12 protein-coding genes and 1 pseudogene are annotated in these 15,540 nt (G+C 69.8%); 4 read left to right on the top strand and 9 right to left on the bottom strand.

Annotated elements, in window-relative coordinates; genetic code table 11:
• The first annotated feature begins 58 nt into the window (after nt 1-58).
• Nucleotides 59-2,179, top strand: a complete 2,121-nt coding sequence (locus BLV72_RS46085; protein WP_244321349.1) for a polyprenyl synthetase family protein — start codon at nt 59-61, stop codon at nt 2,177-2,179.
• On the top strand, nt 2,179-2,355 hold the full coding sequence (locus tag BLV72_RS50895) for a hypothetical protein (protein WP_244321348.1): 177 nt from the start codon (nt 2,179-2,181) through the stop codon (nt 2,353-2,355). The genes BLV72_RS46085 and BLV72_RS50895 overlap by 1 nt, the downstream gene beginning before the upstream one ends.
• 33 nt (nt 2,356-2,388) lie before the next feature.
• Here BLV72_RS50895 and BLV72_RS46080 read toward each other — a convergent pair whose 3' ends face one another.
• Nucleotides 2,389-3,147, bottom strand: a complete 759-nt coding sequence (locus BLV72_RS46080) for a FadR/GntR family transcriptional regulator (RefSeq protein ID WP_093470049.1) — start codon at nt 3,145-3,147, stop codon at nt 2,389-2,391.
• Between the two features lie 206 nt (nt 3,148-3,353).
• Between BLV72_RS46080 and BLV72_RS46075 the strand changes: the two are divergent.
• Nucleotides 3,354-4,249: pseudogene (locus tag BLV72_RS46075) on the top strand (formylglycine-generating enzyme family protein); the annotation flags it as partial.
• A 132-nt stretch (nt 4,250-4,381) separates the two neighbouring features.
• Nucleotides 4,382-6,649, top strand: a complete 2,268-nt coding sequence (locus tag BLV72_RS46070; protein WP_093470048.1) for an arylsulfatase — start codon at nt 4,382-4,384, stop codon at nt 6,647-6,649.
• 63 nt (nt 6,650-6,712) lie between these two features.
• Here BLV72_RS46070 and BLV72_RS46065 read toward each other — a convergent pair whose 3' ends face one another.
• Genes BLV72_RS46065 through BLV72_RS46030 form a run of 8 tightly spaced genes read right to left on the bottom strand, consistent with a single transcriptional unit; the run spans nt 6,713 to nt 15,394 of the window.
• Nucleotides 6,713-7,510, bottom strand: a complete 798-nt coding sequence (locus tag BLV72_RS46065; RefSeq protein WP_093470930.1) for an SDR family NAD(P)-dependent oxidoreductase — start codon at nt 7,508-7,510, stop codon at nt 6,713-6,715.
• 5 nt (nt 7,511-7,515) lie between these two features.
• A complete protein-coding gene (locus tag BLV72_RS46060) occupies nt 7,516-9,006 on the bottom strand; it encodes an aldehyde dehydrogenase family protein (RefSeq protein ID WP_208905976.1) in 1,491 nt (496 codons plus the stop codon).
• Nucleotides 9,003-9,884, bottom strand: a complete 882-nt coding sequence (locus tag BLV72_RS46055; RefSeq protein ID WP_093470047.1) for an ATP-binding cassette domain-containing protein — start codon at nt 9,882-9,884, stop codon at nt 9,003-9,005. Before BLV72_RS46055 ends, BLV72_RS46060 begins: the two co-directional genes overlap by 4 nt.
• Nucleotides 9,877-10,962, bottom strand: a complete 1,086-nt coding sequence (locus BLV72_RS46050; RefSeq protein WP_093470046.1) for an ABC transporter ATP-binding protein — start codon at nt 10,960-10,962, stop codon at nt 9,877-9,879. Before BLV72_RS46050 ends, BLV72_RS46055 begins: the two co-directional genes overlap by 8 nt.
• Nucleotides 10,959-11,837: an ABC transporter permease gene (locus BLV72_RS46045; protein ID WP_174893936.1), complete on the bottom strand. Its 879-nt coding sequence runs from the start codon at nt 11,835-11,837 to the stop codon at nt 10,959-10,961. Before BLV72_RS46045 ends, BLV72_RS46050 begins: the two co-directional genes overlap by 4 nt.
• Nucleotides 11,834-12,784, bottom strand: a complete 951-nt coding sequence (locus BLV72_RS46040) for an ABC transporter permease (RefSeq protein WP_093470045.1) — start codon at nt 12,782-12,784, stop codon at nt 11,834-11,836. Before BLV72_RS46040 ends, BLV72_RS46045 begins: the two co-directional genes overlap by 4 nt.
• 16 nt (nt 12,785-12,800) lie before the next feature.
• Complete coding sequence (locus BLV72_RS46035) at nt 12,801-14,315, bottom strand: ABC transporter substrate-binding protein (protein ID WP_093470044.1); 1,515 nt, start codon at nt 14,313-14,315, stop codon at nt 12,801-12,803.
• 5 nt (nt 14,316-14,320) lie between these two features.
• Nucleotides 14,321-15,394, bottom strand: a complete 1,074-nt coding sequence (locus BLV72_RS46030; protein ID WP_093470043.1) for an isocitrate/isopropylmalate dehydrogenase family protein — start codon at nt 15,392-15,394, stop codon at nt 14,321-14,323.
• Nucleotides 15,395-15,540: the final 146 nt, after the last annotated feature.

Raw genomic sequence — 15,540 nt, 5'->3', positions numbered from 1 at the left:
AGGTGGGGCCGGTACGACAGCACCCGGTGAGCGGGGTGCGGACGTCTAGGTTTCCGGCATGACCATCTCCGCGTCCCGTCCCCCGGCACAGGGCCCCTCGCAGGCCGCACCGCAGCACACCGCCGGCTCGGCGCCCTTCGGCCTGCCGCACCCTTCGGCCGGTGCCGAAGGGTGGTATCTCAACGGGCATCTGCGGGACGAGAGCGGCGACGAGTACACGTGGATGATCAGTGTCCTGAAACACCACGATCTGCGGGACCGCGCGGCCGGTCCCGGGTACGGCGTGGTGTCCACCTGCTCGGGCCCGGCGGGGGTCTCCCACGGCGCCTGGCTCACGCCCACCATGCACCGCGCGGTCCGCGAGGCGCTCCGCGGCGACACCGCGCAGGATCACCGGGTCCGCGAGGCGCTGGCGGAGGCCCTCGCCGAGGGCCCGCTGCTGCCCGACCGGCTGCTGGCCGAGCCGGTGGTGGAGTCGGCCGACACGCTGGACATGTCGTTCGGGGACGTGGCCGCGCTGCGCCGTGAGGAGGACGGCGGGTTCCGCCTGGCCTTCCAGGACAGGGAGCGCTTCGAGCTTCTCCTCACCCCCGTCAAGGGGGCGGTCCCGCAGTTCGACGCCCAGGGGCGCTATCCGGGGCGGCTTCCGACCGACGCGGACGCGATGACGTCGTACTTCGTGCCCCGGTTGCACGTCCACGGAACCCTGCGTCGTGCGGACGGCACCCCACAGCGGGTGGAGGGGCACGCCTGGTTCGAGCAGGATTGGGGCAGCACCTACTACGACGTCGAGCGGATCCCGGGAACGCCGGACCACACCTGGGAGTGGGCCGGTATCCAGCTCGGCAACGGCTGGGAGATCGGCTGCATTCACGCGCGCAACACCGATCCCGCCACCGGTGCCACCACGCCGGCGTTCACCCGGGCCACGGTGGTCGCCCCGGACGGCGGTGTCGGCTACCACGACGTGGACTGGCTGCCCGTGCGCCGCTGGACCTCACTGGCCACCCTCAACACCTACCCCACCGCGGTGCGTGTGCGCGTCCCCGACCTCGGGCTGGATGTCGAGGTGATCGCTCCGGCGACGGAGGGCGAGGTCCGTACCCTGATCGTCGGCCGCGCCTTCTGGGAGAGCCCCGCCACCGTGCGCGGCGTCATGGGTACCACGCCCGTGGCCGGCACGGCATTCCTGCAGACCCTCCCGACCAACACCATCGGCGATATCGAGCACTACATGCGCCGCACCCACGACATCGCCCGTGCGGAAGCCGCCGTGCTCTATTCCACCGATGCCACCGACGAGACCGCGCTGGGGCTGCTCACCGGCACCAGCGGCGGAACGGACCTGGACACCGCCGCCCGGATCCGCCTCCATCAGGCGGTCGCCGCTCCCGTTCTGCACCTGCTGGACAACCCCGGACGCTCCTGGCGCCCCTACGTGGCCGCGGCCGTCCTCTGCCTTCTCGGCGCCGACCCCGAGCGCTACCGGCCGCTGACCGCGGTCACCGAGCTGCTGCATGTCTCGGCGCTGGTCATCGATGACATCCAGGACAACTCGCCCACCCGGCGCGGCCGTCCGAGCGTCCACGAGATCTTCGGCACCGCTCCGGCGATCACCGCCGGCACCCTCGGCTACTACACCTTCGACGCCCTCATCCAGCGTGTCCCGCAGGCCGACGCCGCCACCATGCTGCGCATCTACCGGCTCTATCTGCGGGACCTGCGCGCCGCCCACGCCGGTCAGGCCCTCGACCTCGCCGGGCACCACACCGCGTTCGACCAAGCCGTGGCCACCGGTGACGCCCGCCCCCTCCTCGACCAGATCCGCACCGCCCACCGGCTCAAGACGGGCATGCTCGTCCGCAGCACCGCAGAGGTCTCCGCGGTCCTCGGCGGCGCCGACGAGACCCAACTCGGCGCTATCTGCGAGTACTTCGAGGCCGTCGGAATCGCGTACCAGATCACCGACGACGTCTTCGACCTGTACGGGCAGTGCACCCCCGACGAACACCAGCAGGGCATCACCACCCGCTCCCCGCCGAAGACCTCCGCAACGGCGAGGTCACCTACCCCGTGGCCCACGCCACCGGCCTCCTCGGGACCACCGACCGCCGGCGCCTGCGCGACGCCCTCCGGCAGCGCTCCGACACCGGTGCGCTCCAGGCGTCCGACCTGCTGATGCGCAGCGGAGCCGTCGATGCGTGCATGGCCGAGGCCCGCGAACTCGTCGACACGACCTGGGACACCCTCGCCCCCCTGCTCCCGCCGACCCCGCACAAGGCCATGGTGCGCGCACTGGGCTGGTACGCCGCCCAACGCGAAACCGACCACATCCCCCGGACCACCGCCGTTTAATGAGCGCGGAGCAGGCCGCGAACAGGCGGTGCGCTACTCCTCGAGGAGTGCCCGAAGCATGGGTTTGCTCTCCTCGGTCACATACGAGGCGTAGTACTCATAGAGGTTGCAGCGCGCGAGCCGGTCGGCCCGGATGAGGTCCGCGTGGCGCACCGCCTCGAAAACCTCGGCGTGGTGGGCCACGGACCGGCGCATCAGCGCGACACTGTCGGGTGCCCGCTGCAGCCTGTCCTCGATGAGCGCGAGGACCGCGCCGCGCACCACCTCACCGCAGACCTGGATCAGACTGTTCCCGCCGACGCGCGCCACCACGTCGTGGAAGGTGACATCCGCGGCGCTGAAGGCCGCGTATCCCTCGTCGATCGCCTCCCGCATCCGCTCCAGAGCGGCCTCGATGGCCGCCACCTGCTCGTCGGTGCGCAGCCGGGCCGCGAGCCGGTTGGCGGAGCCCTCGAGGATCATGCGGAACTGGATCAGTTCGCTGAGCGAAATACCGTCCCTTCCGGCGAGCCGTTCAAGGGGCTTGCGCAGGTTCTTCGTGGAGTACGGCAGCACTTCGGCGCCACGTGGATCGCCCGGTCGTGAGCGGATCAGGCCCGCGCTCTCCAGCACCCGCAGCGCCTCGCGCACGGTGGAGCGGCTCACCGAGAACTGGCTCATCAGGTCCCGTTCGCTCGGCAGCCGGTCGCCGGGGCGCAGGGCGCCGCGCGCGAGCGTCTCTTCCACCTGCTCGACGACCGCCTCATAGGCACGGGTCGGACGCACCGGTCGGAAGTACGGCTCTTCTGACACGATCCACCTTTCTGGCGGGTTCGTTCCGCTACGGGTAGCCGAACGTATCGCTCCACGTGCCGTCCCCGCCGCTCGATGACTCCCTTGACAGCGGTATTCGGACCGAAACACACTCGTTCAACTAGCCAGAATATGATGCTGGCCAGACCAGTAACCTCAGGAGACCTCAAGACGGGCGAGCAACAGCGGCCGCGGTTGGAGGAGCGATGTCAGGAGCCTGTTGCGCCCCCACGTCAGGGGGCGACCGGGAGATCCCCGAGCCGTCCGCCGTGCGGCTTCAGGCCTCGGCTCGGGACCGGGCGCAGGGACTGCGCGCCATGCTGCGCATCCCCGCCGGGACGTATCTGATGGGAGGCGATGACGCCGACGCGTTTCCCGAGGACGGCGAAGGCCCGGTCCGGGCGGTGCGGCTGTCGCCGTTCCTCATCGACGCGACCGCTGTCACCAACAGGCAGTTCGCGACGTTCGTGCGCAGCAGCGGCTACCGGACCGATGCCGAGCGCTACGGCTGGTCCTTCGTGTTCTACGCACTCGTCCACCCCGACGCCCGGCACCTGGTGCGCGACGGCACGGTGGCGCAGGCACCCTGGTGGCTCGCGGTGGACGGGGCGTGCTGGCGGGCGCCCTACGGGCCGGGGTCGTCCTGGACCGATCTGTCCAACCACCCTGTCGTCCATGTCTCCTGGCGTGACGCGTCCGCCTACGCGACATGGGCGGGCAAGCGCCTGCCCACGGAGGCGGAGTGGGAGATGGCGGCGCGTGGCGGTCTGGAGCGCGCCCGCTACCCGTGGGGGATGAGCTGCTGCCCCGGGGGCAGCACCGCTGCAATATCTGGCAGGGGAAGTTCCCCCAGGTCAACACAGGCGAGGACGGGCATCTGGGAACCGCGCCGGTCAAGTCCTACCGGCCCAACAACCTCGGCGTGTACAACACCTCGGGCAATGTGTGGGAATGGTGCTCCGACTGGTGGAGCACCACCTGGCACGCGGCCGACCGCCCGGAGACCCGCCGGGACCCGGCCGGACCTCCCACCGGTGAGGCGAAGGTGATCCGCGGCGGGTCCTATCTGTGCCACGCCTCGTACTGCAACCGCTACCGCGTCGCCGCGCGCACCTCCAACACACCCGACAGCAGCACCGGGCACATGGGGTTCCGCTGCGCGGCGGACCTGCCCCCGCCACGCTGACGGACCGCCGTCACAGCGCACCCATGTCCATGCAAAGGAGCGTCCTGGATGACCAACGCCTCTCCGCATCCGCCGTCCGCGAACGGCACTTTCCACGGCAAGATCGGCACGACCTACGAGGAGTCGACTCCGTGGTGGCCCGAGCAGCCGGCGCCGCCCGAGGACACGCCCAATGTCGTGGTCATCGTGCTCGACGACGTCGGCTTCTCCGACCTCGGCTGTTTCGGCTCGGACATCGAGACCCCCGCCATGGACGCCCTGGCCACCGGCGGTCTGCGCTACACCAACTTCCACACCACCACGCTGTGTTCGCCGACCCGGGCCTCCCTGCTGACCGGCCGGAACCACCACTCGGTGGGCATGCGGATGCTGTCCAACTTCGACACCGGCTTCCCCAGCGGCCGCGGACGGGTCACCAAGGCCGCCGCGATGCTGCCCGAGGTGCTGCGCGACAACGGCTTCAACACCATGGCCGTGGGCAAGTGGCACCTGGCGCCCATGGAGCAGACCACCGCGTCCGGGCCGTACACCCAGTGGCCGCTCTCCCGTGGGTTCGAGCGCTACTACGGATTCCTGGAAGCCGAGACGGACAGCTTCTATCCGGAACTGTTCTACGACAACCACGCCGTGGCTCCGCCGAAGACCCCGGAGGAGGGCTATCACCTCAGTGAGGACCTGGTGGACCGGGCGATCGAATTCGTCACGGACCAGACGTCGGTCACTCCCGAGAAGCCCTTCTTCATGTACATGGCCTTCGGTGCGGCGCACGCCCCGCATCAGGCGCCACAGGAATACCTGGAGAAGTACCGGGGCCGGTTCGACCACGGCTGGGACGTCGAGCGCGAGACCCGGCACGCCCGCCAGATCGAACGGGGCATCCTGCCGCCCGGAACCGAACTGGCCCCGCGCAACCCCGGAGTCGAGCCCTTCGACGAGCTGTCGGACGACGAGCAGAAGCTGTCCGTGCGCCTCCAGGAGGCCTACGCGGCGATGCTCGACCACACCGACCACCACATCGGCCGGTTCATGGAGTTCCTGGAGCGGATAGGGCAGCTGGAGAACACCATCACCATCCTGCTCTCGGACAACGGGGCCAGCCAGGAGGGCGGGCAGAAGGGGTCCCTCAACCCCACCGCGTTCCAGAACGGCCTCTCCGAGGACTTCGACGAGATGCTCGCGCGGATCGACGAGATCGGCACCACGCGCGCGCACGCCAACTATCCCTGGGGCTGGGCGCAGGCGGGCAACACGCCGTTCAAGCGCTACAAGCAGAACACCCACGAGGGTGGCGTCCGCTGCCCGCTCATCGTGAACTGGCCCCGCGGGCTGTCGCGCACCGACGAGAACCGGCAGCAGTTCCACCATGTCAGCGACATCATGCCGACCCTCTTCGAACTGCTCGATCTGCAGGCGCCCGAGGTCTACCAGGGCATCCCGCAGATGCCGCTCCACGGCACCAGCATGGCCTACACGTTCGACGAGCCGAGTGCGCCGACGCGCAAGGAGGCCCAGTACTTCGAGATGTTCGGGCACCGCGCGATCTGGCACGACGGCTGGAAGGCCGTCTCCTTCCATCAGCGGGGGTCGTCGTTCGACGACGACCAGTGGGAGCTCTACCACCACGACACCGACTTCTCGGAGTGCAACGACCTGGCGGAGACGCAGCCGGAGCAACTGCGGAAGATGGTCGCCCGCTTCTGGGTGGAGGCTGGAAAATACGATGTGCTGCCGCTGGACGACAACGGCTTCGCCCTCCGCGCGAAGATCCCGCGCCCCGGGTCGCCGCGCAGGCGCACCACCTTCACGTACTACCCGGGCATGGCGCATCTGCCCGGTGCCGCGGTGCCACCGGTGATGAACCGCGCCCACCGCATCACCGCGTTCGTCGACCGGGCCGCCGCGTCGGATGAGGGCGTTCTGGTGTCCCTGGGCAACATCAGCAGCGGCTACGTCCTGTACGTCAAGGACAACCGGCTCGTCTACGAGTACAACTTCCTCGGCACCCGTTACACGGTGACGTCGCGGGACGAACTCCCGCTCGGCCCGGCCGAGTTGACCTTCGACTTCATCAAGACCGGTGATGTGCGGGGCGTCGGTCGTCTGTACGTGTCCGGAATGCCGGCCGGTGAGACGGACATGCCGCAGGTCCTGCCGCACTTCTTCGGATGGCAGGGCCTCGACGTCGGCCGGGACACCCTGTCGCCCTCCTCGCCCGGCTACGACGGTGAGTTCGCGTTCACCGGCAAGCTCGAGAGGGTCGTCTTCGACGTCGCGCCGGACGAAGAGGGCACGGAGCCCTTCGAGCGCGTCGACTGACGCGCTCACGCGCGAGGGCCCGCCACCGGAAGAACGGTGGCGGGCCCTCGTATCTTTGCCGGGTCAGCTGGGCGGCGTATACCGTCCGTCGATCGCCGTCCAGCCTCCGTCCACGAAGAGCTGGCTGCCCGTCACGAAGGACGACGCCTCCGACGCCAAATAAACCACGGCGCCCGCCAGTTCGTCGGGCCGGGACCAGCGGCCCAGGGCACTCTTGGACGCGTAGGCCTCCGACCACTCCGGCACGGACCGGATCTGCGCGGTCAGCGGTGTGTCGACGACGCCCGGAGCGACGGCGTTGACCCGCACGCCCTTCGGGCCCAGCTCGGCCGCCGCGGTGCGCAGCAGCTGGACGAGGCCGGCCTTTGTGGCCGCGTACACGCCCTGGCCCGGCTCGACGGCCACCGCGCGGATCGAGCTGAAGCCGATGATGCTCCCGCGGCCGCGTTCGGCCATGCCGCGGCCGAAGGCCCGCACCAGGTCGAAGGAGGCGCGCAGATTGAGCCCCACGACCCGGTCGAACTCGTCCGCCGTGTAGTCGAGCAGATGCTTGCGCACGTTCGTCGCGGCGGTGAAGACGAGGACGTCGACGGCGCCGAGCTCCTCGGCGGCACGCACGACCGCCTCGCCGTCGAGCACGTCGAGGGCGTACGCCGACATCTCCTGGCCCATCGACGCCGTCTCCTCGGCGGCCTTCAGGTCACGGTCGGCGCACACCACAGTGGCGCCGTGCGCGGCGAGCGCCAGGGCGCTCTCGCGGCCGATGCCGCTGCCGGCGCCCACCACGACGGCCTTGCGGCCGTCGAGCCGGAACAGACGGGAGTAGCTGTTCACCGCATCGGTGCGGTCGTTGTCCTGCATGGTCCTCACGGCTTCTTCGTCGTCGGGCGGATCACTGCCATACGGGTCACGGTGAGCTCTTCGATGGCGAACCTCGGACCCTCCCGTCCGGCCCCGGAGTCCTTCACACCGCCGTACGGCATGACATCGGAACGGAACCCGGGAACCTCGTTGACGACCACTCCGCCCACTTCCAGGCGGTCCAGAGCGGCGAACGCGGTGTCCAGGGCACTGGTGTAGACGCTCGCGTGCAGTCCGTAGCGCGAGTCGTTGACCAGGTCGAAGGCGGTCTCCAGATCGGGGACGGACCGTACGGCGACCACGGGGCCGAACACCTCCTCGTCCCAGACGGCGAGGGCGCGGTCCACATCGAGCAGCAGGGCGGGCTCGATCACACCATCGGTGACCGAGCCTCCGGCCACCAGCGACGCCCCCGCCTCCACCGCCTCCGCCAGCCACGCGCGCACCCGCTCGGTCGACCGCTTGTCGATGAGTGCCGAGACGCGGGTCCGCGGATCGCGGGGGTCGCCCACGGCCACCTGGGCCACTCGCTCCGTCAGTCGGGTCACGAACTCCTTCCGCACGGAGTCCACCACGATGACCCGCTGCACGCTGATGCACGCCTGGCCCGACGCGTAGTACCCGCCGCGCACCACCGCATCGGCGGCGGCGTCGAGGTCGGCGTCGGCGGCCACCACCAAGGCGGCGTTGGAGCCGAGTTCGAGCAGCACCTTGGTGGGTGCCGCGTCCCGGGCGATCTGGTGGCCCACGGCGGCGGAACCGGTGAAGGACACCGCTCCGATCCGGCGGTCTGTGGTCAGCGCGATGCCCACCTCGGGGCCCCCGGTCACCAGTTGCACCGCGGCCCGGGGCGCGCCGCCGGCGCGCAGGGCCTCACGGAGGAGGTGCACCAGCCACAGGGTGGCCAGCGGGGTCTGCGGGGCGGGCTTGACGATGATCGGGCAGCCGGCGGCCAGCGATGGGGCGATCTTGTGCGTGGCGAGCAGCAGCGGATAGTTGAAGCCCGCGATGCCCACCACCACGCCAATCGGCTTGCGGGTCCAGAAGCCGAGCAGCCCCTCCCCCGACGGCAGCAGGTCAAGCGGCACCGTCTCCCCGTGCAGCCGGGCCACTTCCTCGGCCGCCGTGAGCAGGGTCAGCAGGGTGCGGTCCACCTCCACCCGGCAGTCGACCAGCGGCTTGCCGGTCTCCAGGACGAGGAGCCGCTCGAAGTCCGCGCGCCGGGAGGCGACCGCCTCGTGCGTCGCGAGCAGCGCCGCCCTGCGTACGTGCGAGGGGAGCCGGCCGACGCGCTCGCGGACCGCGAGAGCCGCGTCGACCGCGTGGCGGGCGAGGGCGGTGTCCCCGATCGGCGCCCCTGCGACGAACTTCCCGTCGTAGGGGAAACGGACGTCCTCGGTGGCGGGTGCCTCCACCCAGGTGTCGCCGATGGGAAGACCCTCGGGAAACTCCTTCGCCACGGGGCTTTCGCCGGCGGGTTCGGCATGGGTCGTCACGGTTGGTACTCCCGGTTGAGGTCGGCCGCCGACACCCCGGACAGTGCCTTGCCCAGAGTCGGAACGGCGGAGATCAGCCTGCGTGTGTAGGAATGTTGCGGATCCTCGTACACCTGCTCGGTGGCCCCGGTCTCCACGATCTGCCCGTTGTGCATGACCGCGACCCGGTCGCACACATGGCGGACCACGGACAGGTCGTGGGAGACGAAGACCAGCGTGAGGTTCAACTCGTCGACGAGGTCGGCGATGAGGTTGAGCACCTGGGCCCGTACGGACACGTCCAGGGCGCTCACCGGCTCATCGGCCACGATGATCTTCGGGCGGGGGGCCAGAGCGCGTGCGATCGAGATGCGCTGCCGCTGGCCGCCGGAGAACTGGTGCGGATACCGGTCCGCCGCGTCGGCGCGCAGGCCGACGGCCTCGAGCAATTCGGCCACCCGCTCGCGCCGGTTCCCGTGCCCCTGCGCGACGAGCGGCTCGGCCACGATGTCGCCGACCCGCATGCGCGGGTCCAGTGAACTCATCGGGTCCTGGAACACGAGCTGGAGCCGCTCGCGGACGAACCGGAGCTGTCTCTCCCGGAGCCCGGTGATGTCCCGGCCGTCGATCGCGACGCTGCCACTGGTGGGGCGGTCGAGCCCGGCCAGGATCCGCAGCAGGGTCGACTTGCCGCACCCCGACTCGCCCACGATGCCGAACCGTTGCCCCGCGGGGACGGCGAAGCTGATGCCGCGCAGGGCGTGCACCGGCGGGCTGGGGTGGCGCAGCGAGGTACGGGGCCGCCGGTAGTCGCGGGTGACGTCGCGGACGCTGATGGCATCCGCCGGGCCGGTCCGCAACCCGGGGGTTTGGGGGTCGCTGGTCGGCTGCTCAGCCATGGCCGGCCTCCTGGTTGGTGGGGGTGCCGGTGCCGGGTGCGCCGCTCTCGGACACCGGGTGGAAGCAGGCGTAGCCGGAGTCCGGCCCGGTCGCGACCCATTCCGGCCGGGTGGCGCACACCTCGGTCGCCTGGGCGCATCTGTTCCTGAAGACGCATCCGGCGGGGAACTGTCCCGCGGGCGGAACCGACCCGCCGATGGTGACCAGCCGGCCGCGGTCGTCGACCACGGTCAGGTCGGAGGCGCCGATCAGGCCTTGGGTGTAGCGGTGCCGGGGACGGGTGAACACCTCCCGGACCGGGCCGGACTCGACCACCCGCCCGCCGTACATGACCATGACCCGCTCGCAGGCGGTGGCCACCACGGCCAGGTCGTGGGTGATGAAGAGCAGGGCCGACCTGCGGTCCTTTACGCCCCGCACGATCAGGTCGAGCACCCGCGCCTGCACCGTGACATCGAGTGCGGTGGTGGGTTCGTCGCAGACCAGCAGCGCGGGGTCGTTCGCGAGGGCGATGGCCAGCACCACGCGCTGCCGCTGGCCGCCGGAGAACTGGTGCGGGTAGGCGTCGGCGGCGACCGCGGGATCGGGAAGTCCCACCTGGTCGAGGAGTTCCACGGCGGCGGCGCGAGCGGACGCCCGGTCGGGCCTGGTCCGGTGGATCAGCAGTACCTCGGCGATCTGCCGCCCGATCTTCATCGTGGGGTTCAGAGCGGTCATGGGCTCCTGGAAGACCATGGCGATCTCCTTGCCCCGCACCCGGGACATCCGCGCCTCGTCGGCCCCCACCAGGTCGTGGCCGACTCCGGCGAGCCGCACCGAACCCGTGGCCCGGAGCTCCTCCGGAAGCAGGCCCATCACGCTCAGCGCGGTCAGCGACTTGCCCGACCCCGACTCGCCGATCAGGCCGACCCGTTCGCCCGCCCGGATGGTGAAGTCGACGTCTTCGACGAGCTTGCGGCCGCCCACCGCGACGTCCAGATTCCGCACGGTCAGTACGTCATCGAGAGAGCCGGGAGAGCCGGGAGAGTCCGGTGAGCCCGCTGCGGAGGCCGGTGCCGTGTCAGGTGCCGGGGTCATCGGCGGTCCTCCATCTTGGGGTCGAAGCGGTCGCGCAGGCCGTCACCGAGCAGATTGAATCCGAGCACCGCCACCGCGATGGCGATGCCCGGGAACACGGCGAGCCGGGGGGCGATCGACAGCATCTCCTGGCTCTCCTGCAGCATCCGGCCCCAGGACGGTGTGGGGGGCGGGGTTCCGAAGCCCAGGAAGGACAGCGCGGCTTCGGCGAGTACGGCGATGGCGAAGCCCACCGACGCCTGCACGATGACCAGACCGCTGACGTTGGGCAGGACATGCCGCACGGCGATCGCGAACGGTCCGCGGCCCGCCGCGCGCGCGGCGATGACGTATTCGGTCCGCATGACCTGCAGCGTGCCGCCGCGGATCAGCCGGGCGAAATGGGGGATGGACGCGATGCCGATGGCGACCATCGCGACCAGCGTGCCGGCGCCGTACACGGCGGAGAACATGATGGTCAGCAGGAGCGCCGGGAAGGCGAGAATCAGGTCGTTGCCGCGCATGAGCAGCTCGCCGAACCAGCCGGGCGCCATTCCGGCGACGATGCCGAGGGGCACTCCGACCAGGGCGGCGACTCCCACCGCCACGAAGCCGACGAAGAGCGTGGTGCGCGAGCCCATCATGATCTGGCTGAACACGTCGCGGCCGAATTTGTCCGTGCCGAACCAGTACTCCGACGACGGCGTCTCCAGCCGCGCCGCGGGGTTCACCAGGGTCGGGTCGTGCGGGGTCCACACGAAGGACAGCAGCGCCATGCCGAGTACGGCCACGACGATGAGAGCGCCCACCAGGAGGCTGCCCGGCACCGGGCGGCGCCGCCGGCGGCCCTCGGGCGCCGCGGACACGACCGCGGCTTCGGTGTTCGGAGCACTCATGACGCACCCACCCTCAGCCGCGGGTCGATCAGCAGATAGATGATGTCCACAAGGAAGTTCACGAGCAGCACCGCCGTTGCGATGATCATGACCACGTCCTGCACCAGGATGAGGTCGCGGTTGGAGACGCTGTCCAGCAGCAGGCTCCCGAGCCCGGGGATGACGAAGACCCGTTCGATGACGACGGCGCCCACCAGCAGCGTGGCGAGTTGCAGCGCCAGGACGGTGACCACCGGCACCGCCGCGTTCCGCAGGCCGTGCCGCAGCAGGGCCTGCGTCGGACGGAGTCCCTTAGCGCGAGCGGTGCGCAGATAGTCCTCCCTGAGGACATCGAGCACGGCGCTGCGGACATAACGGGTCAGCACTGCCCCCTGCACCACGCCGAGGGACAGCGCGGGCAGGACCAGTTGTCTGAGGAACAGGACCGGATCCTCGACCGGGGGTGTCCAGCCGTTCGCCGGCAGCCACCCGAGTCCCACCGCGAACACGGTGATCAGGAGGATGCCCGCGAGAAAGGCCGGGACGGCCACGCCGATCTGGGACAGGGCCGAGAGGATGAGCCCGGACGGCCTGCGGTGCCGCACGGCCATGACCATGCCCATGGGGATCGCCACGATGCAGGCGATCACCATCCCGGTGCCGACGAGCCACAGGGTGACCTGGAGGCGGTCGGAGATCTGCGGGCCGATCGGCGCGTGTGAGATGTAGGAGTTGCCCGGGTCGAAGGTCACCAGTCCGTGGATCCAGCTCAGGTACTGCTCCACGAGCGGCCGGTTGAGCCCGAACTGCTCGCGCAGTTGCGCCACCGCGGTGTCCGAGGCACTGGTGCCGAGTGCGACGCGGGCTGGATCCCCCGGCAGGACCGCCATGAAAGCGAACACCAGCACGGAGCTCACGGCAAGGCTGGCCAGGAGGATCGCGATCCGCTGTGCCAGACGGACGATCATGGGTTGAGGCCGCCTTTCATGACCGGCCCAGGCCGGTGAGGTCCAGTGACTCGGAGACGGTGTTCACCGGCAGGCCGGTGATGTCCTTGTTCGCCACCATCAGGTTCGGGAGCAGGAACAGCCAGTCGGCCGCGGCGTCCTTGGACAGCAGCCGGGCAGCCGCCCGCATGGAGGTGATCTGCTCCTGCTGGGTGCCCTGGTCCGCCTTCTTCAGCAGCGCGCGGAATGCAGGGCTGTCGTAGCGGGTGTAGGAGGTCTTGCTCCCGAACACCGCCTGCATGTCGCGGGGTTCCACATGGCTGATGATGGACATGTCGTAGTCGGCGTTCTTGAACACGGTGGTCAGCCAGGCGGCGGGGAACTCCAGTTGGTCCAGCTTGACCTTGAACCCGGCCTGTTCGAGCTGGCTCTTGACCACGGTGCCGCACGCGGTGGCATAGGGAAGTGTCGGAAGCCGCAGCCGCAGCGTACGGCCGGCCTGGCCGGACGCCTCGAGGAGCTTCTTGGCCTTGTCGCGGTTGTACGGATACGCGTTCGTGAGGTTCTGGTACCACGGATCGGTCGGCGGGACCATGCTGCCGATCAGCTTGCCGCGGCCCGCCCAGCAGGTGTCCATCAGGGCTTTGTGGTCGATGGCGTAGCGGACTGCCCGGCGGACCTTCGGGTCCTTCAGCGGGCCCGAGCCATTGTTGAGGGAGAGGACCACCTCGCCGTTGGTCGTGCCCTCGATGACCTTGTACTTCGGGTTGTTCGCGAACCGGTACAGGGAATCCGGGGACTGCATCGTGCCGATCACATTGATGGTGCCCGTGAGCAGCGCGTTGTTCATGGCCGTCGGGTCCTTGAAGTACTTGAGGGTGACCGACGCGAAGTGCGGCTTGCGCCCCCGGTAGTCATGGCGGCGGGCCAGCGTGATCGAGTCGCCGCGGTTCCACTTCTTCACCACATACGGGCCGGTGCCCACCGGCTCGGTGGCCAGCTTGTCCACGCCGGTCCGGCTGAACATCGCGCCGACGCGGGTGGTCATCCGGTACAGCCAGTCGTTGCTCGGCCGCTTCAGGGTGACCTTCAGTTCGGTGGGCGACACCGCCCGGGCCGTATCGACGACGTCCATCTGGGCCTTCTGCGCGATCGTCCAGTCGGACTTGACCCGTCCGATGGAGAACGCCGCGTCCTTGGCCGTGAAGGGTGCGCCATTGCTGAACCTGGCGTTCTTCACCAGGTGGAACGTGTACGTCTCGCGGTCCTCGGACAGGCTCCAGGACGTCGCCAGTTGCGGCCGTATCTTTCCGGACTGGTCCAGCTTCACCAGGTTCTCGTAGACGTTGTAGAGCAGTGCCTGCGAAATGGCGGCACCTTCGGTCTTGGTGAAGTCGAAGTTGGCCGGTTCGGCGGTGAGACCGATGGTCAGGGCGTTCTTCCCGGTGCCGCCGGATGCCGTGGACCCGGCCGAGCAGCCTGCCAGCAGCAGGCATGCGAGCGTGGCCGCGAGGGTCCCGGCCCCCCGCACCGGCCGCCTGGTATGTCTCATATGTTCTACCCCTGGCTTTCCATGGTGTGCAGGACGGCGGATGCCACCTCCGCCGTGGTGGCGCTGCCGCCGAGGTCGGCCGTGTGGTGCCGGGCGTCGCGCAAGGTGGCCGCCACCGCGTCGCGGACGCGGCGAGCCGCGCCGACGTGTCCGAGGTCGTCGAGCAGCATCGCGCCGGAGAGCATGCAGGCCACCGGATTCGCCACGCCCTTACCGGCGATGTCGGGTGCGGAGCCGTGCACGGGTTCGTAGATGCCCGGCACGTCGGCGCCCGGAAGGACGTTGGCGCTGGGCGCCATGCCCATACCGCCGGCCAGCACCGCGGCGAGATCGGACAGGATGTCGCCGAACAGGTTGCTCGCGAGCAGCACATCAAGGGAGCGCGGAGCCTGGATCATACGGGCGGCCATGGCGTCCACCAGCACCGTTTCCAGCCGCACCGCCGGATACAGCTCGCCGACCTCGCGCACCACCCGGTCCCACAGCGGATAGCCGTATCGCATCGCGTTGGACTTGGTCACCAAAGACAGATGTCCCGACCTTCGCCCGGCCAGGGCGAAGGCCTGGTGCGCCGCCCGCTCGATGGCGCGACGGGAGTGCACGGCGACCTCGATGCCGAGATCGTGTCCGCTGCCGGCGTGCGCCGCCCCGCCGGCGCCGACGTACTCGCCCTCGGTGTTCTCGCGTACGATCACCAGGTCCACGCCATCGGTGTCGCGCACCTTGGTGGGAACGCCGGGGAACGCGCGCACCGGGCGGAGGTTCACGGCGAGGTCGAGCTGCTGCCGCAGGCCGATGATCAGGCCCCAGACCAGTTCGTGCTCCGGCACATCGGGACGTCCGACGGCGCCGAACAGCACGGCGTCCGCCCTCTTGACGAGGTCGGCCGCATCGGCCGGCATCGCCGCGCCCTGCCGGAGGTATCGCTCGCCTCCCCAGTCGTACGAGGTCACATCGAGCCGGTGGCCTTCGGCCTCCAGCGCGCTCCGGAGCGCGGGCACGGTCGCCGCGACGACTTCAGGGCCGATCCCGTCACCCGGTATGACGGCGAGCCGCACGACCTCGGAGTCCCGCGCCATGGACGACACCTTTCGTTGTGACTGGCCTGACCAGTAAGCTCATTTGCCAGGTACCGTGACGACTGAAACTGCTCTTGTCAAGGGTTCGAATTTCCCGGGTATCGCCAGGGAGGCACCTCCCAGCGGTAGCCGGGGGAGAAGGAGAC

Origin of the sequence: Streptomyces melanosporofaciens (assembly GCF_900105695.1) — a bacterium.
Taxonomy (GTDB): domain Bacteria; phylum Actinomycetota; class Actinomycetes; order Streptomycetales; family Streptomycetaceae; genus Streptomyces; species Streptomyces antimycoticus.
This window is presented reverse-complemented; position numbering and strand designations above follow the sequence as displayed.

Bases quoted from the DNA above. Each gene is read 5' to 3' on its own strand.
- BLV72_RS46055 (WP_093470047.1), bottom strand. From the start codon at position 9,884: ATGGCTGAGCAGCCGACCAGCGACCCCCAAACCCCCGGGTTGCGGACC.
- BLV72_RS46050 (WP_093470046.1), bottom strand. From the start codon at position 10,962: ATGACCCCGGCACCTGACACGGCACCGGCCTCCGCAGCGGGCTCACCG.
- BLV72_RS46040 (WP_093470045.1), bottom strand. From the start codon at position 12,784: ATGATCGTCCGTCTGGCACAGCGGATCGCGATCCTCCTGGCCAGCCTT.
- BLV72_RS50895 (WP_244321348.1), top strand. From the start codon at position 2,179: ATGCGCAGCGGAGCCGTCGATGCGTGCATGGCCGAGGCCCGCGAACTC.
- BLV72_RS46065 (WP_093470930.1), bottom strand. From the start codon at position 7,510: ATGCAGGACAACGACCGCACCGATGCGGTGAACAGCTACTCCCGTCTG.
- BLV72_RS46030 (WP_093470043.1), bottom strand. From the start codon at position 15,394: ATGGCGCGGGACTCCGAGGTCGTGCGGCTCGCCGTCATACCGGGTGAC.
- BLV72_RS46070 (WP_093470048.1), top strand. From the start codon at position 4,382: ATGACCAACGCCTCTCCGCATCCGCCGTCCGCGAACGGCACTTTCCAC.
- BLV72_RS46085 (WP_244321349.1), top strand. From the start codon at position 59: ATGACCATCTCCGCGTCCCGTCCCCCGGCACAGGGCCCCTCGCAGGCC.
- BLV72_RS46035 (WP_093470044.1), bottom strand. From the start codon at position 14,315: ATGAGACATACCAGGCGGCCGGTGCGGGGGGCCGGGACCCTCGCGGCC.
- BLV72_RS46045 (WP_174893936.1), bottom strand. From the start codon at position 11,837: ATGAGTGCTCCGAACACCGAAGCCGCGGTCGTGTCCGCGGCGCCCGAG.